The following is a 24,128-nucleotide window of genomic DNA, read 5'->3' as shown; positions in this document are numbered from 1 at the left end:
TGTACCCAAGGGAGGACCGGCCCGTGATGCGTCTGTTACGCGATACTCACGCGTTCTCCGCGAGCTCCAACCAGCGCATTTCCAACTCCTCACGATCGCTGACGAGTTCACGCAACTCGGCGTCCAATTTCGCCACCTTTTCAAAGTCTGTGGCGTTATCGGCGATCTGCGCGTGGAGCTTGCTCTCCTTTTCGGAGATCTTGTCCAGTTGCCGCTCGATCTTCTGGAGTTCCTTCTTGGCGGCGCGGGCGTCGGCGGCCGAGACCGTCGCCGTCGCCTCCGGGCGCGCGGGGGCGGCGGGCGCCGGGGCGGCCTCCTCGGCCATGCGCTGCCTGCGCTCCAGGTACTCGTCGATGCCGCGCGGCAGCATCCGCATCGTGGCGTCGCCCATGAGCGCGTGCACCCGGTCCGTGGTGCGCTCGATGAAGAACCGGTCGTGCGAGATCACGATCATGGAGCCGGGCCAGCCGTCGAGCAGGTCCTCCAGCTGCGTCAGGGTCTCGATGTCGAGGTCGTTCGTGGGCTCGTCCAGGAACAGCACGTTCGGCTCGTCCATCAGCAGCCGAAGGAGCTGGAGACGGCGCCGCTCACCGCCGGAGAGGTCACCGACCGGCGTCCACTGCTTCTCCTTGCCGAAGCCGAAGGTCTCGCACAGCTGCCCCGCCGTCATCTCCCGGCCCTTGCCGAGGTCGACGCGCTCGCGCACCTGCTGCACCGCCTCCAGGACCCGCGTGGCCGGGTCCAGCTCGGCGACCTCCTGGGAGAGGTAGGCGAGCTTCACGGTCTTGCCGACCACGATCTGCCCCGCGGCGGGCTGCGTCTCGCCCTCCGAGCGGGCCGCGTCCGCCATGGCCCGGAGCAGCGAGGTCTTGCCCGCGCCGTTCACCCCGACGAGACCGATGCGGTCGCCCGGGCCGAGCTGCCAGGTCAGATGCTTCAGCAGCAGCTTGGGCCCGGCCTGGACGGACACGTCCTCCAGGTCGAAGACGGTCTTGCCGAGCCGGGTGGTGGCGAACTTCATCAGCTCGCTGGTGTCGCGCGGCGGCGGCACGTCCTTGATCAGCTCGTTGGCGGCCTCGACGCGGAAGCGGGGCTTGGAGGTGCGGGCCGGGGCGCCGCGCCGCAGCCACGCCAGTTCCTTCCGTACGAGGTTCTGGCGCTTGGCCTCCTCGGTGGCGGCGATGCGCTCGCGCTCGGCACGGGCGAAGACGTAGTCGGAGTACCCGCCCTCGTACTCGTAGACCGTGCCCTTCTGCACGTCCCACATGCGGGTGCAGACCTGGTCGAGGAACCACCGGTCGTGCGTCACGCACACCAGCGCCGAGCGGCGCGCCCGCAGGTGCCCGGCCAGCCAGGAGATGCCCTCCACGTCGAGGTGGTTGGTGGGCTCGTCCAGGACGATCAGGTCCTGCTCGGCGATCAGCAGCTTGGCGAGCGCGATGCGGCGGCGCTCGCCGCCGGACAGCGGGCCGATCACGGTGTCGAGCCCCTGCGGGAAGCCGGGCAGGTCGAGCCCGCCGAACAGGCCCGTCAGCACGTCCCTGATCTTGGCGTTGCCCGCCCACTCGTGGTCGGCCAGGTCGCCGATGACCTCGTGCCGGACGGTGGCCTCCGGGTCGAGCGAGTCGTGCTGCGTGAGCACCGCGAGCCGCAGCCCGCCGCTGTGCGTGACCCGCCCGGTGTCGGCCTCCTCCAGCTTGGCCAGCATCCGGATGAGCGTGGTCTTGCCGTCGCCGTTGCGCCCGACGACGCCGATCCGGTCCCCCTCGGACACGCCGAGCGAGACGCCGTCGAGCAGGGCACGGGTGCCGTACACCTTGCTGACGTTTTCGACATTGACCAGGTTGACGGCCATTTCACTCCTGACGAGGGGACGGATCAGCCTTCAAGCGTAGGGCGTGGGGTGGGGAAGGCGGCGCGGGGTCGAACAGTCACTCGATGTGATGACGTGATCGAGAGGGGGTCGTTACCGTGGAGGGGCAGGCCTGAGGATCCCTCGTATGGGAGGAACCATGACCGCCGAGTCCGCCGAACACCCCCGCTGGCCGCTGCCGCCGATCGACGGGTACACGGTGGACGACCTGTTCACACTGCCGGATCTCCCGCCGCACACCGAGCTGCTCGACGGGAGCCTGGTCTTCGTGAGTCCGCAGCGCAACTTCCACGCCGATGTGATTGACCTGCTGGTCAGTGGCCTGCGCCGAACCGTGCCGCCCGAGCTGAAGGTCAAGCGGGAGATGACCGTCGTCATCGACAAGCGCAACGGCCCCGAGCCCGACGTCTCCATCGTCCGCAGAGAAGCCGTAAAGGATCCCACGCAGACCTTTTACAAGGTCGCCGACGTCCTGCTCGCCGTCGAAGTCGTCTCCCCTGACTCTGAAGCCCGTGACCGCAACGCCAAGCCGCTCAAGTACGCCGCTGCGGGAATCCCCCACTTCTGGCTGGTGGAAATGGCGGGCCAGGACAACCATCCGGTCGTCCAGGTCCACGAATTGGGCCGGGCCTCCGGTACGTACGCCCTCACCGGCATCCACCACGACCGCCTCAAGCTCAGCGTGCCGTACGACATCGACATCGATCTGACCGCCATCGACGAGCTGTAGGGCGGGCCCTACAGGACGGTCGCCCCCGCTGCCGGGGCGACCGCCACCCGCGCCGTGCGGCACGTCCCGGACGCCCGCAGCGCCGCCGCCACCCGCTCCGCGGACTCCGCGTCCCGCGTCAGGAACGCCGTCGTCGGGCCCGACCCCGAGACCAGACCCGCCAGGGCGCCCGCCTCCGTGCCCGCCTTCAGGGTGTCGGCCAGCGCCGGGAAGAGGGAGAGCGCGGCGGGCTGGAGGTCGTTGGAGAGGGCTCCGGCCAGGGCGGTCGGGTCGCCCGTGCGCAGGGCCTCCAGGAGAGCCTCGGACGCCTCGGGAGCGGGCGCGTCGGGGGTGAGACGGTCGAACTCCCGGTAGACGGCCGGGGTGGACAGGCCGCCGTCGGCCGTGGCGAACACCCAGTGGAAGGCGCCGCCCACCTCAAGCTCCTGAAGCTTCTCGCCCCGGCCCGTACCCAGCGCCGCCCCGCCGACCAGGCTGAACGGCACGTCGCTGCCCAACTCGGCGCAGATGTCCAGGAGTTCCGCCCGCGACGCCCCGGTCCCCCACAGCGCGTCGCACGCCAGCAGCGCGCCCGCGCCGTCCGCGCTGCCGCCCGCCATACCGCCCGCGACGGGAATGTCCTTGGCGATGTGCAGGTGCACATCGGCCGGGCGGCCGTACCGCTCGGCCAGCGCGAGCGCGGCGCGGGCCGCGAGGTTCGTACGGTCCAGGGGCACCTGGGCGGCGTCCGGGCCCGCGCAGGTGATCCGCAGCTCGTCGGCGGGCGCCGCCGTCACCTCGTCGTACAGGCCGACGGCGAGGAACACGTTGGCCAGGTCGTGGAAGCCGTCCGGGCGGGCCGGGCCCACCGCCAGCTGCACGTTGACCTTCGCGGGCACGCGTACGGTGACGCTCACTTCCCCGCCCCCTCCTTGTGCTCGGCGATCCGCGCGAACTCCTCCACCGTCAGGGACTCCCCGCGCGCCTGCGGCGACACCCCCGCCGCGACCAGCGCCGCCTCCGCCGCGGCGGCCGAGCCCGCCCACCCGGCGAGCGCCGCGCGCAGCGTCTTGCGGCGCTGCGCGAACGCCGCGTCGACCACGGCGAACACCTCCCGCTTCGACGCCGACGTCCTGACCGGCTCCGCCCGCCGCACCAGCGACACCAGGCCCGAGTCCACGTTCGGGGCGGGCCAGAAGACGTTGCGGCCGATGGCGCCCGCGCGCTTCACGTCGGCGTACCAGTTCGCCTTCACCGACGGCACGCCGTACACCTTCGAGCCGGGCGCCGCGGCGAGCCGGTCGGCGACCTCCGACTGCACCATCACGAGCGTGCGCTCGATGCTGGGGAACGTGTCGAGCATGTGCAGCAGGACCGGTACGGCCACGTTGTACGGAAGGTTCGCGACCAGCGCCGTGGGCGGCGGGCCCGGCAGGTCGCGTACGAGCATGGCGTCGCTGTGGACGAGGTCGAAGGCGTCCTTGCGCCGCGGCAGCCGGGCCTCGACCGTCGCCGGGAGCGCCGCGGCGAGCGTGTCGTCGATCTCCACGGCCGTCACGTGCGCCGCGGTCTCCAGGAGCGCGAGCGTCAGGGAGCCGAGGCCCGGGCCGACCTCGACCACCACGTCGTCGGGGCGGACCTCCGCGGTGCGGACGATGCGGCGGACGGTGTTGGCGTCGATGACGAAGTTCTGCCCGCGCTGCTTCGTGGGGCGGACGCCGAGGGTGGCCGCGAGGTCGCGGATGTCGGCGGGGCCCAGGAGGGCGTCGGGGGTGTCGGGGGCGTCGTGCTCGGTGCTACTCACCGCCCCAGAGTAAGGGGCGGCGTTCCTCCTCCCTGCCCTTTGCCCTTGCCCACCCGCCCGCCCGTGACCGCCTCGTGGGAGGCGGGCGCCCCTTGCGGGGGCTGAGCGCCGTTGGCGACTGCGGGTGCGTGGGTCTTGTGCCTCTCCCACCCGCCCGCCCGTGACCGCCCTCGTGACGGGGTGGAGGCTCCTCGTGGGGGCCGAGCGCCGTCGGCGACTGCGGGACCGTCCACGGCATACGGTCGCCCTGTCCTGCCCCGAAACGGGTGGGTGGGTGGGAAAGGGGCACCCCGTGCTGCCCCGGCACGGGCCCGTGGGGGTGCGGTTCAGCCGCCGAGGCGGGGGCCGCAGTGGGGCCAGGGGCTGGCTCCGCGCTGGACGTACAGCTTCTTCGCGCGGAAGGTCTGCTCGGCGGCGGGGGCGTCCTGGGGGCGGCCCGAGCCTCCGAGCGACTGCCAGGTCTGGGTGTCGAACTGGTAGAGCCCCCCGTACGTACCAGAGGGGTCCACCGCGTGGGGCCGCCCCCCGGACTCGCACGCCGCGAGCGCCCCCCAGTTGAGCCCGTCGGCGCCGGGCACCGCCGTGGGCGGGGCCTTCGTACCGACCTTCACGATCCGCGTCTGCGGCTCCCGGACCACCTCGGTCCTGACCCGCTTCGGCTTCTGCCGCACGCCGTTAACGGTCCGCACGGTGTACGTGACGCGCCGCGTGCCCGTGTGCCCGGGCTGCACCACGACCTCGGTGCCGCGCAGCAGCGACGCGTCCTCGGTCCTGCGCACGTCGAACGGGATCGGCACCTCGCGGACCTCCTTGCGGCCGGAGATCCGCATGACCGTGATGGTCTGCCCCTCGCGCGGGAAGCTGCCGGGCGGCACGGACGTGGTGTCGGAGCCGCGCAGGGTGACGCCGGACTCCTCGACGGCCTCGCGGACGGTCGCGGCGTTCGTACGGATGGTGCGGGCCCGGCCGTCGGCCATGATCGTCACGGTGCGTTCGGTGCGGACGTCGAGGTCGAGGCCCTCGCGGGCGATGCGCTTGCTGCGGGACGCCGACAGATAGGCGCCCTCGGCGCGCACCCCGAGCTGGCGCAGCGCGCCGTCGACGGTGCGGGCGGTGGTCCACACCTGGCGCCGCTTGCCGTCGAGGGTGAGCTTTACGGGGCGGCCGTAGCGGACGGCGATCTCGTCGCCGCTGGCGAGCGCCGTGCCCGTGGTGGGCGCGACGATGTCGTGCGCGCCGACGTCCACGCCCTCGTCGGCGAGCAGTTCGCCCACGTCGTCGGCGAAGGTGTGCAGGGTGCGGGACTTGCCGTCGACGCTGAGGTGTACGGCCTTGTCGTTGGCGACGAACGCGGAGGTGCCGCCCGCCAGGAACGCCACGACGAGCGCCTGCGGCACCAGGCGGCGCAGGCCGTCCGGCCGGTCGGCGGCCTTCCTGCGCCGCGCGGCCCGCCGCGCCCCGGCCCGCCCGGCCTGCCGGGCGCCCTCCGGCGGGGCGGACTGGCGGGGCAGGAGCGGGGCGCCGTCGCCGCCCGGGGAGTCCGCTTCCGGGACGTCCGCTTCCGGGACGTCCGCTTCCGGGGAGTCCGCCGCCGTCCCCGCGTACGCCTCAGGCGGGTAGGGCCCCTCGGGCGGGTAGCCCTCCCGGTGCTCGTACGCGGCCTCGTGGCCTCCGTACGCGGCCCGGTAGGCGTCGTACGCGTCGAACTCGCCGTACGCCGGGCCCTGGCCCTGCGGGTCGTGCGCGGCGAACCGCGCGTCCCCAGGCGCGTGCCCATACGTCTCGTACGGCGGTTGGCTCACGACGGCGCTCCAGCTCACGAGTGGTCACTGACAAGCCAAGTGCAGATCGGCTCGCCGAACCTAGCGGAGCGGCCGTCACTCTCCAAAGCAGGCTGACTACTCTGTGTCGTGGCGCTGCCCCGAGCTGTCAGGCTCCGGAACGCTTCGGTCGTTATCGATCAGTAATCAAAGGCGCGGGCGGTGTTCGCGGCGACCGCCGCGGCCATGGCGTCCTCGTCGATGCCCCGCACCCGCGCCATCGCGCGCACCGTGACCGGAATGAGATAGGGCGCGTTGGGCCGACCGCGGTACGGGACCGGCGTGAGGAACGGCGCGTCCGTCTCCACCAGGACGAGGTCCAGCGGCGCCACGGCGAGCGCGTCCCGCAGGGGCTGGGCGTTCTTGAAGGTGACGTTGCCCGCGAAGGACATGAAGTAGCCGTGCTCCGCGCAGACCGCGGCCATCGCGGCGTCTCCGGAGTAGCAGTGGAAGACGGTGCGCTCGGGGGCGCCCTCCTCCTTCAGGATCCGCAGCACGTCGTCGTGGGCCTCGCGGTCGTGGATGACCAGGGCCTTGCCGTGCCGCTTGGCGATCTCGATGTGGGCGCGGAAGGAACGCTCCTGCGCGGCCTTGCCCTCCGGGCCGGTGCGGAAGTAGTCGAGACCGGTCTCGCCGACGCCCTTGACGTGCGGGAGCGCGGCGAGGCGGTCGATCTCGGCGAGCGCCTCGTCGAGCGCCCCCTCGCCCCCGGCGGGGCGCGCGCCCTGCCGGGACCAGCCGTCGGGGTCGCCGTGCACGATGCGGGGCGCCTCGTTCGGGTGCAGGGCCACGGCGGCGTGGACCGGGGCGTGGGCGGCGGCGGTCTCGGCGGCCCAGCGGGAACCGGCGACGTCGCAGCCGACCTGGACGACGGTCGTCACACCGACGGCGGCGGCCTTCGCCAGGGCCTCCTCGACCGTGCCGGACTGCATGTCGAGGTGGGTGTGGGAGTCGGCGACCGGAACGGCGAGCGGGGCGGGGGCCGGGGGCGGCGTGGTGTCGGCGGGCATGCGTCGATCCTACGAAGCCCCGTCCCCTCCCCCGCCCCGCCGGGGTCGGCCGCCCCGCCGGGGTCGGCCGCCCCGCCGGGGTCGGCCGTCAGTCCGCCCTGCGGTCCCTGAACGGGTGCAGGAGGTCCGACAGGTGCCAGTGGTGGCGGTCGGCGCCCTCGGCGGAGTCGTCGCTCGCCGGAACCTTCGCGGCGGAGGGCGGGCGCTCGGTGTGCGGCTGGCGGTGCAGGGACTCCAGAGCGGACCGCACGCTGGACACCTGCCCCGCCCGCATGATCCGCACCACGTGTCCGCCGCAGTTCAGGCACGTGGGCCTGGTCAGCGGCGACGGCACGCGCTCCCCGCCCGTGCGGTACGTCACGAACTCCTGGCCCTTGGCGTCGACGTGGTGCTCTATCTCGTACGACTGCTCCCAGCCGTGCCCGCAGCGCATGCAGGCGAACGCGTAGGACTCGTGGGCGACGTTGACGTTGACGGCCGTGGTGCGGTGGCCGGTGTCCGCGATCTCACTCATGGCAGCTCCTCTTGTCCGCTGGACAAGCGCCGTCCTCAGGCCGGGGGCCGGGTGGCGAGGGGCGGGTGCGCCCCTGCCACCCAGTGGACGCCTTTCCCGGAGCCCGCGCATCAGACCTGTCGAGTGTTGGGGCCGATTTGGCATTTCCATAGGAATCCGGCCTGGGGCGCGGTCCGGGCTTTGCCTTTCACGATAGTCCTTTGCCGGAGAATGGACCGCCCGGCGGAATAGATCAGTTTCTGTCAGCCGAGGGAAAGGCGCAGGCCGGGGGGCCTGTGGGAAGAATGAGGGGCCAGCTTCCGCGCGGGACGGCCCACCGGGCCCCGCCCCGGCCCACCCGCCGGTTTCCAGCCATGCCCGTCAGGGGGCGCGCCCCGCCAGGCGCCATGCCCGTCAGGGGGCGCGCCCCGCCCCGACCGGAGCGGGCGCCCCGCCCGCCGTGCGCCCCGCCCGTCAGGACGCGGGCGTGTGCTTGGCGGCGACCACCGCGTCGAAGACCTCCCGCTTGGGCAGGCCCGCCGCCGCCGCGACCGCCGCGATGGCCTCCTTGCGCCGCTCCCCCGCCTCCTCGCGGGCCCGCACGCGGCGCACCAGCTCCTCGGGGGTCAGGTCCTGCGGCCCCGGCTCGGGCGCGCCCGTCACGACGACGGTGATCTCGCCGCGGACCCCGTCGGCGGCCCACTCGGCGAGTTCCGCCAGCGGCCCGCGGCGGACCTCCTCGTACGTCTTGGTCAGCTCGCGGCACACCGCGGCGCGCCGCTCGGGCCCGAAGGCCTCGGCCATCGCGGCGAGGGAGTCGGCCAGGCGGTGCGGGGCCTCGAAGTACACGAGCGTGCGGCGCTCGTCGGCGGCCTCGGCGAGGCGGGCGCGGCGCTCCCCGGCCTTGCGCGGCAGGAAGCCCTCGAAGCAGAAGCGGTCCACGGGCAGGCCGGACAGGGCGAGGGCGGTCAGGACGGCGGACGGGCCGGGCACGGCGGTGACCCGCACGCCCCGCTCCACCGCGGCGGCGACCAGCCGGTAGCCGGGGTCGGAGACCGACGGCATGCCCGCGTCGGTGACGAGCAGCACCCGCGCGCCGCCTTCGAGCGCGTCGGCCAGCTCCGGCGTGCGCGCCGCCTCGTTGCCCTCGAAGTACGACACGACACGCCCGCCGACCTGCACGCCGAGCGCCTGGGTGAGCCGCCGCAGACGGCGCGTGTCCTCGGCGGCGACGACGTCCGCGGCCGCCAGTTCGGCGGCGAGCCGCGGCGGCGCGTCCGCCGTGTCGCCGATGGGGGTGCCCGCGAGGACGAGGGTGCCGGTGCCGTCGGCGGAGGCGATGGGGCCGTCCGGGCGTGAATCTGCGCTTCCTGTCACGGTTCCATCCTCGCAGGGGCAGGGCGCGGGACTGACACCCTCTGGTTCCCTACGATGGCGCGGTGACCAGTACCGCGTCTTCCCCGGACACCCGCGAGGGCCAGGCCACAACGGAACAGCGGCCGTCGCCGTGGCGGCACCGGCTGCGCCGCTTCGGCTACGGGGCGCGGCCCGAAGCCGACGTGCGGACGCGGCTCGTCCCCCCGTACGCGGAGCCCGGCTCACGGCTGTGGGCGGCGCTCGGCGTGCCGCCCCGGCTAGCCGGGCGGCTCGTGCGCTGGTCGGCCTGGGGCGGCCCGCTGCTCGTGGCGCTGGTGGCGGGGGTGATGCGGTTCTGGCGGCTCGGCAGCCCGGACGACGTGATATTCGACGAGACGTACTACGCCAAGGACGCCTGGGCGCTCATCCACCGCGGGTACGAGCTGAGCTGGCCGGACAAGGTCAACGACGAGGTCATCCGGCAGGGCGGCGACATCGCGCTGCCCTCGGACGCCGCGTACGTGGTGCACCCGCCGGTCGGCAAGTACGTGATCGGCGTCGGTGAGTGGCTGTTCGGCTTCGACCCGTTCGGCTGGCGGTTCATGACGGCGGTGCTCGGCACGCTGTCGGTGCTGATGCTGTGCCGGATCGGGCGGCGCCTGTTCCGCTCCACGTTCCTCGGGTGCCTGGCGGGCGCGCTGCTCGCGGTGGACGGGCTGCACTTCGTGATGAGCCGCACCGCGCTGCTCGACCAGGTGCTGATGTTCTTCGTGCTCGCCGCGTTCGGCTGCTTCCTGGTCGACCGGGACCGGGCGCGGGAGCGGCTCGCGGCGTCCCTGCCGGTGGACGCCGACGGGATCGCGCGCCCGGACGCGTACGTCGCCGAGACGCTGCGCCTGGGGTGGCGGCCGTGGCGGTGGGCCGCGGGGCTCTGCCTGGGCCTGGCGTTCGCCACCAAGTGGAACGGCCTGTACATCATGGTGTTCCTCTGCCTGATGACGGTGGCCTGGGACGTGAGCGCGCGGCGCGTGGCGGGCGCCCGGCGGCCGTACGCGGCGGTCCTCAAGCGGGACGTGGTGCCCGCGTTCGTGGCGACGGTGCCGGTGGCGCTCGCCACGTACCTGGTCTCCTGGCTGGGCTGGATCCTGTCGCCGAGCGACGGCAGCGGCGGCTACTACCGCGACTGGGCGGCGACGGACGGCAAGGGCGGCGACTGGACGTGGCTGCCCGACTGGCTGCGCAGCCTGTGGCACTACGAGCACCAGGTGTACGAGTTCCACGTGGGCCTGTCGTCGCCGCACACCTACCAGTCCAACCCGTGGAGCTGGATCGTCGACGGCCGCCCGGTGTCGTACTTCTACCGGTCGCCCGCGCCCGGCCAGGAGGGCTGCCCGGCCGACGTGCGGGAGAAGTGCGCGCGCGAGGTGCTGGCGCTCGGCACGCCGCTGCTGTGGTGGGCGGCGGCCGTCGCCCTGCTCTATGTGCTGTGGCGGTGGGTGTTCCGCCGGGACTGGCGGGCGGGCGCGATCGTGTGCGGCGTCGCGGCGGGCTATCTGCCGTGGTTCCTGTACCAGGAGCGGACGATCTTCTTCTTCTACGCCGTGGTCTTCGTGCCGTTCCTGTGCCTGGCGGTGGCGATGCTGGTGGGCGCGATGCTCGGGCCGCCGGGCTCCGGCGAGCGGCGGCGGGTCGCGGGCGCCGCGGCGGCGGGCGTCCTGGTGCTGCTGATCTTCTGGAACTTCATCTACTTCTGGCCGATCTACACGGGCCAGGCCATTCCCATCGAGTCGTGGCGCTCACGGATGTGGCTGGACACCTGGGTGTGACCTTGGCGTACGGAATTCGGGCGTCCCATGGAATTCCCTCATCGGGGGCTCGGATTCCGGATGCGGCCGTGCCCTTATCGGACACCTGTCAACCGTTTCTCGGTCACCTTCCCGGACTTCGCGGACAGACGCCTCGGATCCCCATTCACACTCGTAAAGTGTGGGCATTCCTGGGGAGGGGGGTGCCTGATGCGCAAGCAGGTGAAGGTCGCCATCGTCGGAAGCGTGTTCGCGGCGATGGTGGGGGGTGCCGGATACGGCACGTACAACGTGGTGAGCGCGCTCACCGACGACGGGGGCACGCCCGCGGGCTCCGCCGAGGTGAGGACGGGCCCGCCGAGCGGCGCCGAAGTGCGCGACACCGCGCGGAAGTTCCTCGCCGCCTGGGCCAAGGGCGACCCGGACCTCGCGGCCACCTACACCAACGACGCCGAGGCCGCGGCCCGCGCCCTGACCGGGTACCGCGACGACGCGCACATCCGGAAGGTGCGGCTCGACGCGGGCCGGATCGCCGGGGACCGGGTGCCGTTCACGGTGCGCGCCACGGTGTCGTACGAGGGCACGTCCAAACCGCTCGCCTACGCCTCGGAGTTCACGGTCGTGCGCGGGCGCACCACCGGGCGGCCCCTGGTCGACTGGAAGCCGTCGGTGGTGCACCCGAAGCTGGGCGAGGGCGAGAGCCTGGAGACCGGCGAGGCGGCGGCCCCGCCGATCCGGGCCGTCGACCGCCACGGCGTGGTCCTGACGGCGAAGCGCTACCCGTCGCTGGCGCCCGTCCTGTCCGGGCTGCGCGCGCGGTACGGCGAGCGGGCGGGCGGCCGGGCGGGCATCGAGCTGTATGTGCGCCGCCAGTCCGAGGACGCCGGTACGACGACGCTGCTCACCCTCGCCGAGGGGCGGGCGGGCCGCCTGCCGACCACGCTCAGCGCGGCGGCGCAGCGGGCCGCCGAGGACGCGGTGGCCCGGCACCCGGAGTCGTCGGTGGTGGCGGTCAAGCCCAGCACCGGCGAGGTCCTCGCGGTCGCCAACCACCGCGCGGACGGCTTCAACGCGGCCTTCGAGGGCAGGCTCGCGCCCGGCTCCACCATGAAGATCGTCACGGCGGCGATGCTCATCGACAAGGGCGTCACCACGGCCGAAGGACCGGCCCCCTGCCCCGCCACGGCGACCTGGCAGAGCCAGACCTTCCACAACCTGACGGGCCTGGCGCCGCGGCCGAGGGCCACGCTCGCGGACAGCTTCGCGCGCTCCTGCAACACCGCGTTCGTGAAGCTCGTCGACGAGAAGCCGCTCACCGACGCGTCGCTGACCGAGACGGCGCGCGACGGCTTCGGCATCGGCCGGGACGACTGGCACACCGGCATCACCTCCTGGGACGGCGCCGTGCCGCCCTCCGGCGGACCCGACCGGGCCGCCAACGCCATCGGCCAGGGCCAGGTGCAGCTCAACCCGCTGACCCTCGCCTCGGTGACGGCGACCGCGTCGACCGGCGCCTTCCGGCAGCCCGTCGTCGTACCGAGGGCGCTCGTCGAGGGCGAGGTGGCGACGGCGCGCGGCCTGTCCCCGCGCACGGTGGCGCAGCTGCGGGCGCTGATGCGGCGCACGGCGGTGTCGGGCACGGCCGCGAAGGCGATGGCGGGCCTCGGCCCCGACGTCGGCGCGAAGACGGGCTCCGCGGAGGTCGACGGGCAGAAGCGGCCCAACAGCTGGTTCACCGGCTACCGGGGGGACGTGGCGGCGGCCGCGGTGGCGCAGGAGGGCGGGCACGGCGGTGACACGGCCGGGCCGATCGTGGCGGCGGTGCTGCGGGCGGGCGGCTGAGCGGCCCCCGCGCGGGCGGGCGGCCCGTCGCCCGATCCGACGACACCGCGGTCCGTGCCCTGAACGCGTGCCGCTAGGTTGGGGCTTGGTGAGAGAGGTGCGGCGGGGGCCGACGGGGAACGCTGTGGAGGGTTCGTGGGCAAGAGAAGGCGCGTCACCGAGCGGAAGAAGGTGCATCCCGGGGTGCTCGGCGGCGCGGCGGTGGTGGTCGTGTGCGGCGTGGGGTTCGCCGGGTACGGCCTGGTCGGCTCCGGCGGGGACGGCGCGAGCGACGGCAAGCGGATCGCGACGGGCCCGCCGACGCCCGCCGAGGTCCGCGCCACCGCCGGGCGGTTCCTGACGGCGTGGGCCGCGGGTGACGTGCGCCGGGCGGCGGCCCTCACCGACGACCGCGAGGCGGCGCGGGCCGCGCTCACCTCGTACCGCAAGGACGCCCGGATCGCCGAGGTGCGCCTGACGCCCGGGAAGCCCGCGGCCCGCAAGGGCGCCAAGGTGCCGTTCAAGGCGGCCGCCACCGTCGCGTACCAGGACACGAGGAAGCCCTACGCCTACCGCTCCGAGCTGACCGTGGTGCGCCGGACCTCCGACGGCAGGCCGCTGGTCGCCTGGCGGCCCTCGGTCCTGCACCCGGAGCTGAGGCCCGGCGACCGCCTGGTCACCGGCGAGGCGGGCGACCCGCCGATCAGGGCCCTGGACCGCGACGGCGGCACCCTCACCGCCGCCAAGTACCCCTCGCTGGGCACGGTCCTGGACGGGCTGCGCGAGAAATACGGCAAGAAGGCGGGCGGCACGGGCGGCATCGAACTGCGGATCGTCCGCAAGGACGCGCACGACGCGGCGCGGACGAAGACCAAGAGCGACGACGCGAAGGTCACCCCCGACAAGACGCTGCTGACGCTCGCCCCGGGCAAGCCGGGCACCCTGAAGACCACGATCAGCCCGCGCGTGCAGGCCCGCGCCGAGAAGGAGACCGCCAAGCGCAAGCAGGCGTCGGTCGTGGCCGTGAAGCCCAGCACCGGTGAGATCCTGGCCGTCGCCAACTCCCGCCCCGGCGGCTTCAACACGGCCTTCCAGGGCTCCCTCGCGCCCGGCTCCACGATGAAGGTCATCACGTCGTCGATGCTCCTGGAGAAGAAGCTCGCGGGCGTCGACAAGAAGCACCCCTGCCCCAAGTACGAGACGTACGGCGGCTGGAAGTTCCAGAACGACAACAAGTTCCAGATCAAGAACGGCACGTTCCGGGCGAGCTTCGCGCGGTCCTGCAACACCGCCTTCATCAGCCAGGCGAAGAAGCTGTCCAACGACGACCTCACCCGGCAGGCCCGGGACGTCTTCGGCCTCGGCAACGACGACTGGGCGGTCGGCGTGCCCACCTTCGACGGGGCGGTGCCGGTGCAGTCGCACGCGCAGATGGCGGCGTCGCTCATCGGCCAGGGCGGGGTGCGGATGAACCCGCTGAACATGGCGTCGGTCGCCGCCACCGTCAAGTCCGGCACGTTCCGGCAGCCCTACCTGGTCTCGCCCGACGTCGACGACCGCAAGCTCGCCACCGCCGCCCGCAGGATGTCCCCGCGCACGGCGTCCGCGCTGCGCGAGCTGATGCACTACACGGCGGTCGCGGGCACCGCCGCCAAGCCGATGGCGGGCCTCGGCTCCGACTCCGGCGCGAAGACCGGCTCCGCCGAGGTGGACGGGCAGAAGAAGCCCAACGGGTGGTTCACCGCGTACCGGGGCGACGTGGCCGCCGCGGGTGTCGTGCAGGCCGGGGGGCACGGTGGGGAGGCGGCGGGGCCGATCGTGCGGGCCGTGCTGTTGGCCGGGGGCTGAGGCCGCCGGGCTCCGCTCCCCTCGGGGGTTCGTATGGGGCTTCGCCCCTTTCCCCGCTTGGCGCTTCGCGCCTCGTCCTCACACGCCGGACGGGCTTTCTCGCCCGTCCGGCGTTGGTCAACCCGCGTGCAGCATCAGGCCGATGCCCGCCACCATCACCCCGGCGGCCACCAGGCGGGGCGCGCCGAAGCGCTCCTTGAAGAACACCGCGCCGATCGCCGCGCCCACGATGATCGACGACTCCCGCAGCGCGGAGATCGGCGCGAGGTCGGCCCGCGTCTGCGCCCACAGCACGAGCGCGTACGCCGACACGGACAGCGCCGCGCCGAGCAGCCCGACCCGGGCGTACGGCCGCAGCCGCCGGACCGTGTCACCGCGCCAGCGCCACACCGCGTACAGCGGTACGACCGTGCCCTGCACCAGCATCAGCCACGCGATGTACCCGAGCGGGGTGTGGGCGGCGCGCACGCCCAGGCCGTCCACGACCGTGTACAGCGCGATGGACACGCCGGTCAGCAGCGCGGCGCCGATGGCCACCCAGTTCGGCCGCCGCCCCGAGCCGCGGATGCCCCACAGGGCGAGGCCGGTGAGCCCGGCGGAGCACACGGCGACCCCGGCGGCCTGCCAGCCGCCGGGCACCTCGCCCGCGAAGACGGCGGCGAGCAGCGTCACCACGAGCGGCGCGGAGCCCCGGGCGATCGGGTAGGCCTGGCCGAAGTCCCCCAGGCGGTACGACCGCATGAGCAGCGCGTAGTAGCCGACGTGGAGCGCGGCGGACAGGAACAGGTACGGCCACGCGCCCCCGTCGGGGAAGGCCACGAACGGCGCGACGAGCAGGCCGATCAGGGCGCCGCCGCCCGATATGAGGGTGAACCCGACGAGCTTGTCGGTGATGTGGTGGGCGATCGCGTTCCAGCTCGCGTGCGTGACGGCGGCCAGCAGCACGGCCGCCGCGACGAGCGGGGTCACTGACCGGGTCCGGCGGCCTCGCGCACGTCCACGAGGGTGCCGCCCGCGTGGGCGATCAGCGACTTGGGGTCCATCGGGAAGACCGTGTACGGCGTTCCGGCCGCCGCCCACACCACTTCGTGGTCAAGCAGGGAGCGGTCCGCGAGGACGCGGGTGCGGGTGGCGTGGCCGAACGGGGGACCCCGCCGATCGCGTACCCCGTCGTCTCCCGTACGACGTCCGCCTTGGCCCGGGTGACCTTTTGCGCGCCGAGTTCCTGCCGGACGCGCTCGACGTCGACGCGGGACGCGCCGTCCATGAGGACCAGGACCGGGGTGCCGTCCGCCGCGAAGATCAACGACTTGCAGATCTGGCTGAGTTCGCAGCCGATGGCCGTGGCGGCCTCCTGGGCGGTGCGGGTCTGGTCCGGGAAGCGCCGGATGCGCCCCGTCAACGGGGCGAGGCCCAGGTTCTGGAGGGCTGCGGCGAAGCGGGGGTGGCATTCCGGTGAATCACTCATGGAGGCACGCTAATGGTAGGTGTACGACCCAAGCGACCCCCTTTCCCTCGCGGGGCGCCCCAGACCCGCCCCTTCACCCAAAACCATGGGGCGCGGCCCCCTGGCACCCCCGTTCATCGGCCTTCGGCCTCGTCCTCAAACGCCGGACAGGCTGAACCATCGCGCTCCGCGCTCGTCCTCAAACGCCGGACGGGCTGGAACCGTCGCCGGTACGGCGCGTGATATTCAGCCCGTCCGGCGTTTGAGGACGAGGCGCGGAGCGGCGATGGGGGGCGGGGTGCTAGGGGCGGCAGCCCCTAGTTCGGGGAGGGGCGGGTCTGGGGCGTACCCGCGAGGGACAGGCGTACGGCCCGTACCAGACCCTGCGCCCGCTCGTCCGCCGTGACCCCCTTGCGCATCCCGTTCGTCACGTACCCGAAGGCGAGACCCGCCTCGGGGTCGGCGAAGCCGAGGGCGCCGCCCCGGCCGGGGTGGCCGAAGGAGCCGGGGGCGAGGAGCGGCGCCGCCGGGCCGTGGAGCATGTAGCCGAGCCCGAAGCGGGTGGGCACGACGAGCACCCGGTCACCCCCGGCGGACGCCTCGCCGCGGGCGAGGGCGAGGGTCTCGGGGCGAAGGAGGCGGGTCCCGCCGTCCACGGGGCCGATGAGCGCGGCGTACAGCCGGGCGAGCCCGTCCGCCGTGGCCACGCCGTTGGACGCGGGCAGCACCGCGGCCCGGTAGGCGGCGCCGTTCTCGTCGGGCGCGGGGGAGATGACGTCGAAGGCCCGCCGGGTGAGGGAGGCGGGGTCGGTGTAGGCGGCGGTGACGCGCGGCTTGGGCCGGGTCCTGAGGGCGCCGCCGCTCGCGGCGGGCGGGGCGAGGGGGCCGAGCCGCCCGACCCGGCCCGCCTCGGCGTCGGGCAGCCCGAGCCACAGGCCGAGCCCCAGCGGCCGGGCGACCTCGTCGGCGACGAACGCGCCGATGTCCCGCCCGGTGACCCGGCGGACGAGTTCGCCGACGAGCCAGCCGTAGGTGTGCGCGTGGTACCCGTGGTCGGTGCCGGGCTCCCAGAACGGGGCCTGCGCGGCGACCGCGGCGGCGGCGACCTCGGGGGACGCCGCATCGGCGGGTGTGAGCGGCCGGTCGAGGGCGGGCACGCCCACCCGGTGGGCGAGGACGTCCCGCACGCGGGCCCGTTCCTTGCCGTGCGCCTTGAACTCGGGCCAGTACGCGGCGACGGGCGCGTCGAGGTCGAGCAGCCCGCGCTGGTGCAGCAGGAGCAGCGCGGCCGCGGCGACGCCCTTGGTCGCCGACCGGACGACCTGCGCGGTCCCCTGTTCCCAGGGCGCGCCGTCGGGGCCGCCGTCGACGTCCTTCGTGCCGCCCCACAGGTCGACGACCCGGCGCCCGTCGCGGTACACGACAACCGCGCCGCCGTGCTCGCCGAGCGCGGTGAAGTTCCGTACGAAGGCGTCCCGCACCGGCTCGTAGCCGGGGGCGACCGTGCCGTGCACCGCTGTGCCGCCGCGTGCCTCTGTGTCCATGCTGGGCACAACCACCGCCCGCCGCCGAAGATTCCGCTAGCGCGCGGCGCCCGCTGTCTTCGGATCGAAGCCGAACGGCAGCTCCAGGCGGTGGCGGCGCATCAGCTCGTCGTCGGCGAGCAGCTCCCCCGTGGGGCCGTCGGCGGCGATGACGCCCTCGCTGAGGATCAGGGAGCGGGGGCAGAGTTCGAGGGCGTAGGGCAGGTCGTGGGTCACCATGAGGACGGTGACGTCCAGGGAGCGGAGGATGTCGGCGAGTTCGCGGCGAGATGCGGGGTCCAGGTTCGAGGACGGCTCGTCGAGGACGAGGATCTCCGGTTCCATGGCGAGGACGGTGGCGACGGCGACGCGGCGGCGCTGGCCGAAGGACAGGTGGTGCGGCGGCCGGTCCCCGTAGTCGGCCATGCCGACCCGGTCGAGCGCCTGGCGCACGCGCGCTTCCAGGTCGGGGCCGCGCACCCCGGCCGCCGCCGGGCCGAACGCCACGTCCTCGCGGACCGTCGGCATGAACAGCTGGTCGTCCGGGTCCTGGAAGACGATGCCGACGCGGCGGCGGATCTCCGCCATGTGCCGCTTGCCGACGGGCAGTCCGGCGACGGTGACGGTCCCGGCGCCCGCGGTGAGGATGCCGTTCAGGTGCAGCACGAGGGTCGTCTTGCCCGCGCCGTTCGGGCCGAGCAGGGCGACCCGCTCGCCGCGGGCGATCGTCAGGTCGACGCCGTACAGGGCCTGGTGGCCGTCGGGGTAGGCGTAGGCGAGGCCGGTGACCTCAAGGGAAGCGGGGGTCACAGGGTCCATCCCAGCAGGCAGACGACGAGGGCGGTGAGGGGGAGCGTCAGCGCGTACGACCACTGGGCGCGGGTCGCCGTCGCCTCGTCGATGACCGGCATGGCCCCGGTGTAGCCGCGGCTGAGCATCGCCAGGTGGACGCGCTCGCCCCTTTCGTACGAGCGGATGAACAGCGCCCCGGCCGACTTGGCGAGCACGCCCCAGTGGCGCACGCCCTTCGCCTCGAAGCCGCGGGACTCGCGGGCGATCCGCATGCGGTGCGTCTCGTCGGCGATGACGTCGCCGTAGCGGACCATGAAGGACGCGATCTGGACGAGCAGCGGCGGGAGCCGCAGCCGCTGGAGGCCGAGGAGGAGTGCGCGCAGTTCGGTGGTGGCGGCAAGCAGGACGGACGCGGCGACGCCGAGCGTGCCCTTGGCGAGGACGTTCCAGGCGCCCCACAGGCCGCTCTCGCTCAGGGAGAGCCCGAGGACGTCCACGCGCTCGCCCCGCGCGACGAACGGCAGCAGCACCGCGAACCCCACGAAGGGCGCCTCGATCAGCAGCCGCTTGAGCAGGAACGGCGGTGGTACGCGGGCCGCGTGGGCGACCGCCGCGAGCAGCGCCGCGTACAGCGCGAAGGCCCAGACGGCCGTGCGGGGCGTGGAGACCACGACCACGACGAAGCAGAGCACGGCGGTGAGCTTGGTGTGCGGCGGCAGGGCGTGCACCGGGGAGTGCCCGTGCCGGTAGAGCCGGTGGCTGTGGCCCGCGCCCATGTCAGACGCTCTCGGGGCTCTCGGCGTTCGTCGTGTTCCCGGCGGGTTCGGCGGGTTCGGTGGGCGCGGTGGCTGCGGTGCGCTCGGCGGGCGTCGGGGGCGCGGTCGTGGACGCCGGGTCCGTGGCGCGGATGCGGCGCCGGTGGACCGTCCAGAAGACGGCGGTGCCCGCGGCGGCGGTGACGCCGACGCCGATGACGCCCGCGAGGCCGCCGGAGAGGCGGGTGTCGGCGATGTCCTTCACGCCGTAGTCGGCGAGCGGGGAGTCGGCGGCGGCGTGCTCCTCCTCCTTGTCGTCGATGCCTTTGTCGTGGGCGACCTTCTCCAGGCCGTCGGGGTCCTGGGAGGCGTAGAAGGAGACGAAGCCCGCGAGGACGAGGGAGGTGAGGATGCCCGCGGCCCACACCCGGCGCGGGGAGCGGGCGGTGGGCGCGGGGGCGGGCGCTTCGGGGGCGTCGACGAGCCGACCGCCGACGCGGAGCTTGAGGGGGGCGGCGGTCAGGCCGCGGGCGGCGTGCACCAGGTCGGGGCGGACGGCGAGCACCGCGCCGACGGTGAGCGCGGTGATCACGGCCTCGCCGACGCCGATGAGGACGTGGACGCCGATCATGGCGGTGGCGACCTTGCCGAGGGGGACGTCGGTGGTGCCCCCGACGGCGTAGAGCAGCGTGAAGGCGGTGGCCGCGGCGGGCACGGAGAGCAGGGCCGCCGTGAACGCGGCGGCGGTGAGCGGGCGGCGGCCGCGCGGCAGCAGGGCGGCCAGGCCGCGGAAGACGGCGTACGCGACGAGCGTCGTGACGACGGCCATCACCGTGATGTTCACGCCGAGCGCGGTCAGGCCGCCGTCGGCGAACAGGACGCCCTGCATGAGCAGGACGACGGACACGCACAGGACCCCGGTGAAGGGGCCCACGAGTATCGCGGCGAGGGCGCCGCCGAGGAGGTGGCCGCTGGTTCCGGCGGCGACCGGGAAGTTCAGCATCTGCACGGCGAAGATGAAGGCGGCGACGAGCCCGGCGAGCGGCGCCGTGCGCTCTCCCCGGCCTCGCCCGGCCGGGAGCCGCCCAGTTCGCGGCGGGCGCCGCGGAGGCTGACGGCGACGGCTCCCGCGGCGACGGCGCCTGCGGCCACGGAGACGGGAGCGTTGATGAATCCGTCGGGGACATGCATGCGCGCACTCCTGGAAGGTAGGGCGCGCGAGCGTGGGGGAGGCACTCGCGGGCGGTGAGCGGATCGCTCCGAGCGGGGAGCCCGGCGGCCTCTCCATGATGTGCGCTGTTGCGAAATGGTCGCAAGAGCGGGCCACTACCAACAACCACCCGATACGGGTGCGGGATTACGCCGTGCGCGGGCGGGAAGCCGGATGCGCGTGCCCCTTCGCGTGCGCCTGCGCGCGCCCCCCGCCGTGGCCCCCTGTGGGACATTGGGGTGTAGGCGCCCGCGAGGTGCGCACCCGTGGATGGACACGAAGAGTGGGGGGACGAGGACGAAGAGTGGGGGGCGAGGACAAGGAGTCAGCGATGTCGGCAGTCGAACAGTTCACCCGGGCCCACCTCGTCACCGACTCCCCCGATGAGTTCCCCGTCGTGCCCGTCGCCCTGCGCTACGACCCGGAGGCCGACCCGCGCGCGGTGCGGGTCGGCCTGCCGGGCTCCGGCGAGTGGGTCGTCGACCGGGAGCTTCTGGAGCGGGGGCTGCGCGTCCCGGCCGCGAGCGGTGACGTCAGCGTCTGGCCGTGCGGGCGGGTGCAGACGGTCATGGAGTTCCACTCGCCGCAGGGGGTGTCGGTCATCCAGCTGGACGCGTCCACGGTGATCCGCTTCCTGCGCCAGACCCACGCGGCCACGCCGGTGCCCCGCTGAGCCCCTCGCGGGGGCCCGGAGCCGCCGGGAGCGCGGAGGCCCCCAGCCGCCGGGGCCGCGGGGCCCGGAGCCGCGCGGACCGCCGGGGCCCGGAGCCCCCGGACCGCCGCCGCTCCGCCCGGCTGGGCGAGCGTGACGACGGCGGCCCGGATCACGCGCCCCACGCGCCGGGCGCGCCGGGCGCGCGCGGCGCGCAACGCCTGCGACTAGCGGACGCCCGCCAGTTCCCGCTTCTCGTCCGGGTCCGCGTCCGGGTCCGCGTCCGGGTCCGCGTCCGGCTCGTCGTGGACGCGCAGGCCCTCGCCCTCCACGTCCACGTTCGGCAGCACCCGGTCCAGGCGCCGCGGCAGCCACCAGGCGCGGCGGCCGAGCAGCGCGAGGACGGCCGGGACGATGGCCATGCGCACCACGAACGCGTCGAAGAACACCGCGATCGCCAGTCCGAAGCCGATCATCTTGATCATCTGCTCGCTGGAGCCGATGAAGCCCGCGAAGACGGCGATCATGATGACGGCGGCGGCCGAGACGACGCGGGCGCCGTGCCGGAAGCCGGTGACGATCGCCTCGTCGGGGCTCTCGCCGTGGACGTACGCCTCGCGCATGCGGGTCACGAGGAAGACCTCGTAGTCCATCGCCAGGCCGAAGACGACGCCCACCATGAAGATCGGCATCATGCTCATGATCGGGCCGGTCTGTTCGACGCCGAACAACGAGCCGAGCCAGCCCCACTGGAAGACCGCGACCACCGCGCCGAGCGCCGCGAGCACCGAGAGCAGGAAGCCGAGCGCCGCCTTGAGCGGGACCAGGACCGAGCGGAAGACGACGATCAGCAGGAGGAAGGCGAGCCCGACGACCAGGGCCAGATACGGCAGCAGCGCGTCGTTGAGCTTCTCGGAGACGTCGATGTTCATGGCCGTGGTGCCGGTGACCATCACGTCGGCTCCGCTGTCGGCCCTGACCGCCTTCGCCTCGTCGCGGATGGCGTGGACGAGGTCCTCGGTCTCGGTGCCGCTCGGCTTGGTGGACGGCACGACGCTGAGCATCGCGGTGTCGCCCGCCTTGTTCAGCGCGGGCGGGCTGACCGCGTGCACGCCGTCGAGGCCGCTGATCTTCTTGGCGACGGCGGCCGCCTCGCCCTTGGGGTCGGCCACGCCCTTGAGGTCGATGACCGCCATCAGGGGGCCGTTGTAGCCGGGGCCGAAGCCGTCGGCGATGAGGTCGTAGGCCTTGCGCTGGGTGGTGGAGGTGGGCTGCGAACCGTCGTCGGGCAGGCCGAGTTCGAGCTGCGAGACCGGCACGGCGGCGGCGCCGAGGCCGACGACGCCGAGCAGCAGCACGGCCACCGGGCGGCGTACGACGAAGCGGGCCCAGCGGGTGCCGAGGTTCTCCTTGGCGGGCGCGGCGGCCTTCCTGCCGCCGCCGAGCAACTTGCCCTTCTCGCCCGCGGGCCTGACCTTGCGGCCCGCGTACCCGAGCAGCGCCGGGATCATGGTGAGCGCGATGAGGACGGCGATGGCGACCGTGCCCGCCGCGGCGACGCCCATCTTGGTGAGCATCGGGATGTTGACGACCGCGAGGCCGACGAGCGCGATGACGACGGTCAGTCCGGCGAAGACGACGGCCGACCCGGCGGTGCCCACGGCCCGGCCCGCCGCGTCCTCACGGTCGCGGCCCTCGGCCAGCTCGGCGCGGTAGCGGGAGACGATGAACAGGGCGTAGTCGATGCCGACCGCGAGGCCGATCATCATGGCGAGCGTCGACGTGGTGGTGCCGAGGTCGAGCGCGCTGGCGAGGGCGGTGATCGCGGAGACGCCGATGCCGACGCCGATCAGCGCGGTGAGCAGCGGGAGTCCGGCGGCCACGAGCGAGCCGAAGGTGATGACCAGGACCACGGCGGCGACGGCGATGCCGATGATCTCCGTGGCGCCGGTGTGCGGCATGGCCTGGAGCGCGTCACCGCCGACCTCGACGGTCATCCCGCCGGTGCGGGCGTCGTCGGTGGTCTCCTTCAGGGCGTCGCGGCTGTCGTCGCTCAGCTCCATGGCGGTGACCTTGTACGCCACTGACGCGTACGCCGTCGTGCCGTCCTTGGAGACGGCCTTGGCCGCGAACGGGTCGTCGGCGCGGGCCACTTCGTCGGAGCCGGACCTCAGCGCGGCCACGGTCTTGCTGATCGCGGCCTTGTTGCCGGGGTCGGTGACCTTCTCGCCGTCCGGCGCCCGGAAGACGACCCGGGCCGTCGCACCGTCGGCCTTGACCTCGGGGGCGCGCTGCTCCAGCAGGTCGAAGGCGCGCTGCGCCTCCGTGCCCGGGATCGAGAAGGAACTGGACGCCGCGGTGGGCGCGGAGGCGGCGCCCACCCCGGCGAGGGTGAGCAGCGCCACCCAGATCAGGGCGACGAAGTGCCGCCGCCGGAAGGCCGTTCGGCCCAGTTTGTAGAGGAATGTGGCCACGAGGGGGTACTCCCGGTCAGGTCGTGGGGTGGCTTCGGGGCAGGGGGGATCAGCCCGACGACGTGAGCGGTCGCGTCAGGTGGAGCCGTCTATGGGGTGGGGGTGGGGGTCAGACGCCGAGGGCGGGGAGGATCACGGCGTCGACGTACGAGCGCAGGAACGCCCGGTCCACGGGGCGGTCGTCGATGAGGTCGCGGGCGGCGAAGGCGCCGATCAGCATGTGGACCACGTACTGGAGGGCGGGGTGCCCCTCGGGGACCTCGCCGCGCTCGACCGCGCGGCGCAGCATCTCGTTCAGGCCGGTGATCTCGGGGGCGATGAGCACGTCGCGCAGCGCCCGGTGCAGTTCGGGGTCCTTGTGGATGGCGTAGGACAGGCCCCTCATCAGGGCGTTGTCCCGCTCCATCCGGCAGTCGTCCGAGCGCTCCACCATCTCGGTGAGGTCGCCGCGCAGCGAGCCCGTGTCGATGTCCGCGAGGGACACCCGCTGGTTGTGCTTCAGCGCCCGCACCACCAGCTCCGGCTTGCCGCCCCACTGGCGGTAGAGCGTGGCCTTGCTGGAGCGGGTGCGGGTGGCGACGGCGTCCATCGTGAGGCTCTCGTACCCCACCTCCCGGAGCAGGTCGAGCACCGCCTCGTACAGCTCGGCCTCACGCTCCGCCGAGATCCGGCTCCGCCGGGCCGACACCGCCGCTTCCGTCACCGCCGTCACCTTTCTGCGCCGCTTGCCCTCGTA

General features: G+C 73.8%; 18 protein-coding genes and 2 pseudogenes. 5 read left to right on the top strand and 15 right to left on the bottom strand.

Going from position 1 to position 24,128, the window contains the following annotated elements:
• Positions 1-46: 46 nt before the first annotated feature.
• Entirely contained in the window at positions 47-1,855 is a 1,809-nt protein-coding gene (locus ACOBQU_RS22640; protein ID WP_423629132.1) for an ABC-F family ATP-binding cassette domain-containing protein, read from the bottom strand.
• Positions 1,856-2,012: 157 nt separating this feature from the next.
• Between ACOBQU_RS22640 and ACOBQU_RS22635 the strand changes: the two genes are divergently transcribed.
• A complete protein-coding gene (locus ACOBQU_RS22635) occupies positions 2,013-2,603 on the top strand; it encodes a Uma2 family endonuclease (protein WP_423629131.1) in 591 nt (196 codons plus the stop codon).
• 8 nt (positions 2,604-2,611) lie between these two features.
• On the opposite strand, the gene ACOBQU_RS22630 is transcribed toward ACOBQU_RS22635, so the two are convergent.
• The 6 genes from ACOBQU_RS22630 to rsmI form a co-directional block, all read right to left on the bottom strand.
• Entirely contained in the window at positions 2,612-3,499 is an 888-nt protein-coding gene (locus tag ACOBQU_RS22630) for a 4-(cytidine 5'-diphospho)-2-C-methyl-D-erythritol kinase (protein ID WP_423629130.1), read from the bottom strand.
• On the bottom strand, positions 3,496-4,386 hold the full coding sequence (gene rsmA / locus ACOBQU_RS22625; protein ID WP_423629129.1) for a 16S rRNA (adenine(1518)-N(6)/adenine(1519)-N(6))-dimethyltransferase RsmA: 891 nt from the start codon (positions 4,384-4,386) through the stop codon (positions 3,496-3,498). Before rsmA ends, ACOBQU_RS22630 begins: the two co-directional genes overlap by 4 nt.
• 326 nt (positions 4,387-4,712) lie before the next feature.
• Entirely contained in the window at positions 4,713-6,188 is a 1,476-nt protein-coding gene (locus tag ACOBQU_RS22620; RefSeq protein ID WP_423629128.1) for a ubiquitin-like domain-containing protein, read from the bottom strand.
• 158 nt (positions 6,189-6,346) lie between these two features.
• Positions 6,347-7,216 (bottom strand): TatD family hydrolase, encoded by an 870-nt coding sequence (locus ACOBQU_RS22615; protein WP_423629127.1) that lies wholly within the window; start codon positions 7,214-7,216, stop codon positions 6,347-6,349.
• A gap of 88 nt (positions 7,217-7,304) precedes the next feature.
• Positions 7,305-7,730: a hypothetical protein gene (locus ACOBQU_RS22610; protein ID WP_423629126.1), complete on the bottom strand. Its 426-nt coding sequence runs from the start codon at positions 7,728-7,730 to the stop codon at positions 7,305-7,307.
• A 453-nt stretch (positions 7,731-8,183) separates the two neighbouring features.
• Positions 8,184-9,086 carry a 16S rRNA (cytidine(1402)-2'-O)-methyltransferase gene (gene rsmI, locus ACOBQU_RS22605; RefSeq protein WP_423629125.1) on the bottom strand — a complete coding sequence of 301 codons (903 nt, stop codon included), beginning with the start codon at positions 9,084-9,086 and terminating at the stop codon, positions 8,184-8,186.
• A 62-nt stretch (positions 9,087-9,148) separates the two neighbouring features.
• On the opposite strand from rsmI, the gene ACOBQU_RS22600 reads away from it, so the two are divergent.
• The 3 genes from ACOBQU_RS22600 (at position 9,149) to ACOBQU_RS22590 (ending at position 14,539) form a co-directional block, all read left to right on the top strand.
• Positions 9,149-10,891, top strand: a complete 1,743-nt coding sequence (locus ACOBQU_RS22600; RefSeq protein WP_423629124.1) for a dolichyl-phosphate-mannose--protein mannosyltransferase — start codon at positions 9,149-9,151, stop codon at positions 10,889-10,891.
• Positions 10,892-11,080: 189 nt separating this feature from the next.
• Entirely contained in the window at positions 11,081-12,712 is a 1,632-nt protein-coding gene (locus tag ACOBQU_RS22595) for a penicillin-binding transpeptidase domain-containing protein (protein ID WP_423629123.1), read from the top strand.
• Between the two features lie 135 nt (positions 12,713-12,847).
• Positions 12,848-14,539, top strand: a complete 1,692-nt coding sequence (locus ACOBQU_RS22590) for a penicillin-binding transpeptidase domain-containing protein (RefSeq protein ID WP_423629122.1) — start codon at positions 12,848-12,850, stop codon at positions 14,537-14,539.
• 117 nt (positions 14,540-14,656) lie between these two features.
• Here the strand turns inward: ACOBQU_RS22590 and ACOBQU_RS22585 are convergent, their stop codons facing one another.
• The 6 genes and pseudogenes from ACOBQU_RS22585 to ACOBQU_RS22560 all read right to left on the bottom strand — a co-directional run bounded on the left by ACOBQU_RS22585 (position 14,657) and on the right by ACOBQU_RS22560 (position 20,247).
• On the bottom strand, positions 14,657-15,508 hold the full coding sequence (locus tag ACOBQU_RS22585) for a DMT family transporter (protein ID WP_423629121.1): 852 nt from the start codon (positions 15,506-15,508) through the stop codon (positions 14,657-14,659).
• Positions 15,505-16,007, bottom strand: a pseudogene (locus ACOBQU_RS22580) (YbaK/EbsC family protein). Before ACOBQU_RS22580 ends, ACOBQU_RS22585 begins: the two are co-directional and overlap by 4 nt.
• 296 nt (positions 16,008-16,303) lie before the next feature.
• Positions 16,304-17,530, bottom strand: a complete 1,227-nt coding sequence (locus tag ACOBQU_RS22575) for a serine hydrolase domain-containing protein (protein WP_423629120.1) — start codon at positions 17,528-17,530, stop codon at positions 16,304-16,306.
• 36 nt (positions 17,531-17,566) lie between these two features.
• Complete coding sequence (locus ACOBQU_RS22570) at positions 17,567-18,328, bottom strand: energy-coupling factor ABC transporter ATP-binding protein (protein ID WP_423629119.1); 762 nt, start codon at positions 18,326-18,328, stop codon at positions 17,567-17,569.
• The gene (gene cbiQ / locus ACOBQU_RS22565) at positions 18,316-19,077 is read right to left on the bottom strand and encodes a cobalt ECF transporter T component CbiQ (protein ID WP_423629118.1); all 762 of its coding nucleotides are present in this window, start codon (positions 19,075-19,077) and stop codon (positions 18,316-18,318) included. The genes ACOBQU_RS22570 and cbiQ overlap by 13 nt, the downstream gene beginning before the upstream one ends.
• Position 19,078: 1 nt before the next feature.
• Positions 19,079-20,247 (bottom strand): annotated as a pseudogene (locus ACOBQU_RS22560) (energy-coupling factor ABC transporter permease).
• 350 nt (positions 20,248-20,597) lie between these two features.
• On the opposite strand from ACOBQU_RS22560, the gene ACOBQU_RS22555 reads away from it, so the two are divergent.
• Entirely contained in the window at positions 20,598-20,939 is a 342-nt protein-coding gene (locus ACOBQU_RS22555) for an SsgA family sporulation/cell division regulator (protein WP_423629117.1), read from the top strand.
• A gap of 206 nt (positions 20,940-21,145) precedes the next feature.
• On the opposite strand, the gene ACOBQU_RS22550 is transcribed toward ACOBQU_RS22555, so the two are convergent.
• Positions 21,146-23,392 carry an MMPL family transporter gene (locus ACOBQU_RS22550; protein WP_423629116.1) on the bottom strand — a complete coding sequence of 749 codons (2,247 nt, stop codon included), beginning with the start codon at positions 23,390-23,392 and terminating at the stop codon, positions 21,146-21,148.
• A gap of 109 nt (positions 23,393-23,501) precedes the next feature.
• Positions 23,502-24,095 carry a TetR/AcrR family transcriptional regulator gene (locus ACOBQU_RS22545; protein ID WP_423629115.1) on the bottom strand — a complete coding sequence of 198 codons (594 nt, stop codon included), beginning with the start codon at positions 24,093-24,095 and terminating at the stop codon, positions 23,502-23,504.
• Between the last annotated feature and the right edge of the window lie 33 nt (positions 24,096-24,128).

The organism is Streptomyces sp. G45 (assembly GCF_049542095.1).
Taxonomy (GTDB): domain Bacteria; phylum Actinomycetota; class Actinomycetes; order Streptomycetales; family Streptomycetaceae; genus Streptomyces.
This window is presented reverse-complemented; position numbering and strand designations above follow the sequence as displayed.

Bases quoted from the DNA above. Each gene is read 5' to 3' on its own strand.
- ACOBQU_RS22575 (WP_423629120.1), bottom strand. From the start codon at position 17,530: ATGGACACAGAGGCACGCGGCGGCACAGCGGTGCACGGCACGGTCGCC.
- ACOBQU_RS22555 (WP_423629117.1), top strand. From the start codon at position 20,598: ATGTCGGCAGTCGAACAGTTCACCCGGGCCCACCTCGTCACCGACTCC.
- ACOBQU_RS22615 (WP_423629127.1), bottom strand. From the start codon at position 7,216: ATGCCCGCCGACACCACGCCGCCCCCGGCCCCCGCCCCGCTCGCCGTT.
- ACOBQU_RS22640 (WP_423629132.1), bottom strand. From the start codon at position 1,855: ATGGCCGTCAACCTGGTCAATGTCGAAAACGTCAGCAAGGTGTACGGC.
- cbiQ (WP_423629118.1), bottom strand. From the start codon at position 19,077: ATGGGCGCGGGCCACAGCCACCGGCTCTACCGGCACGGGCACTCCCCG.
- ACOBQU_RS22595 (WP_423629123.1), top strand. From the start codon at position 11,081: ATGCGCAAGCAGGTGAAGGTCGCCATCGTCGGAAGCGTGTTCGCGGCG.
- ACOBQU_RS22635 (WP_423629131.1), top strand. From the start codon at position 2,013: ATGACCGCCGAGTCCGCCGAACACCCCCGCTGGCCGCTGCCGCCGATC.
- ACOBQU_RS22570 (WP_423629119.1), bottom strand. From the start codon at position 18,328: ATGGACCCTGTGACCCCCGCTTCCCTTGAGGTCACCGGCCTCGCCTAC.
- ACOBQU_RS22610 (WP_423629126.1), bottom strand. From the start codon at position 7,730: ATGAGTGAGATCGCGGACACCGGCCACCGCACCACGGCCGTCAACGTC.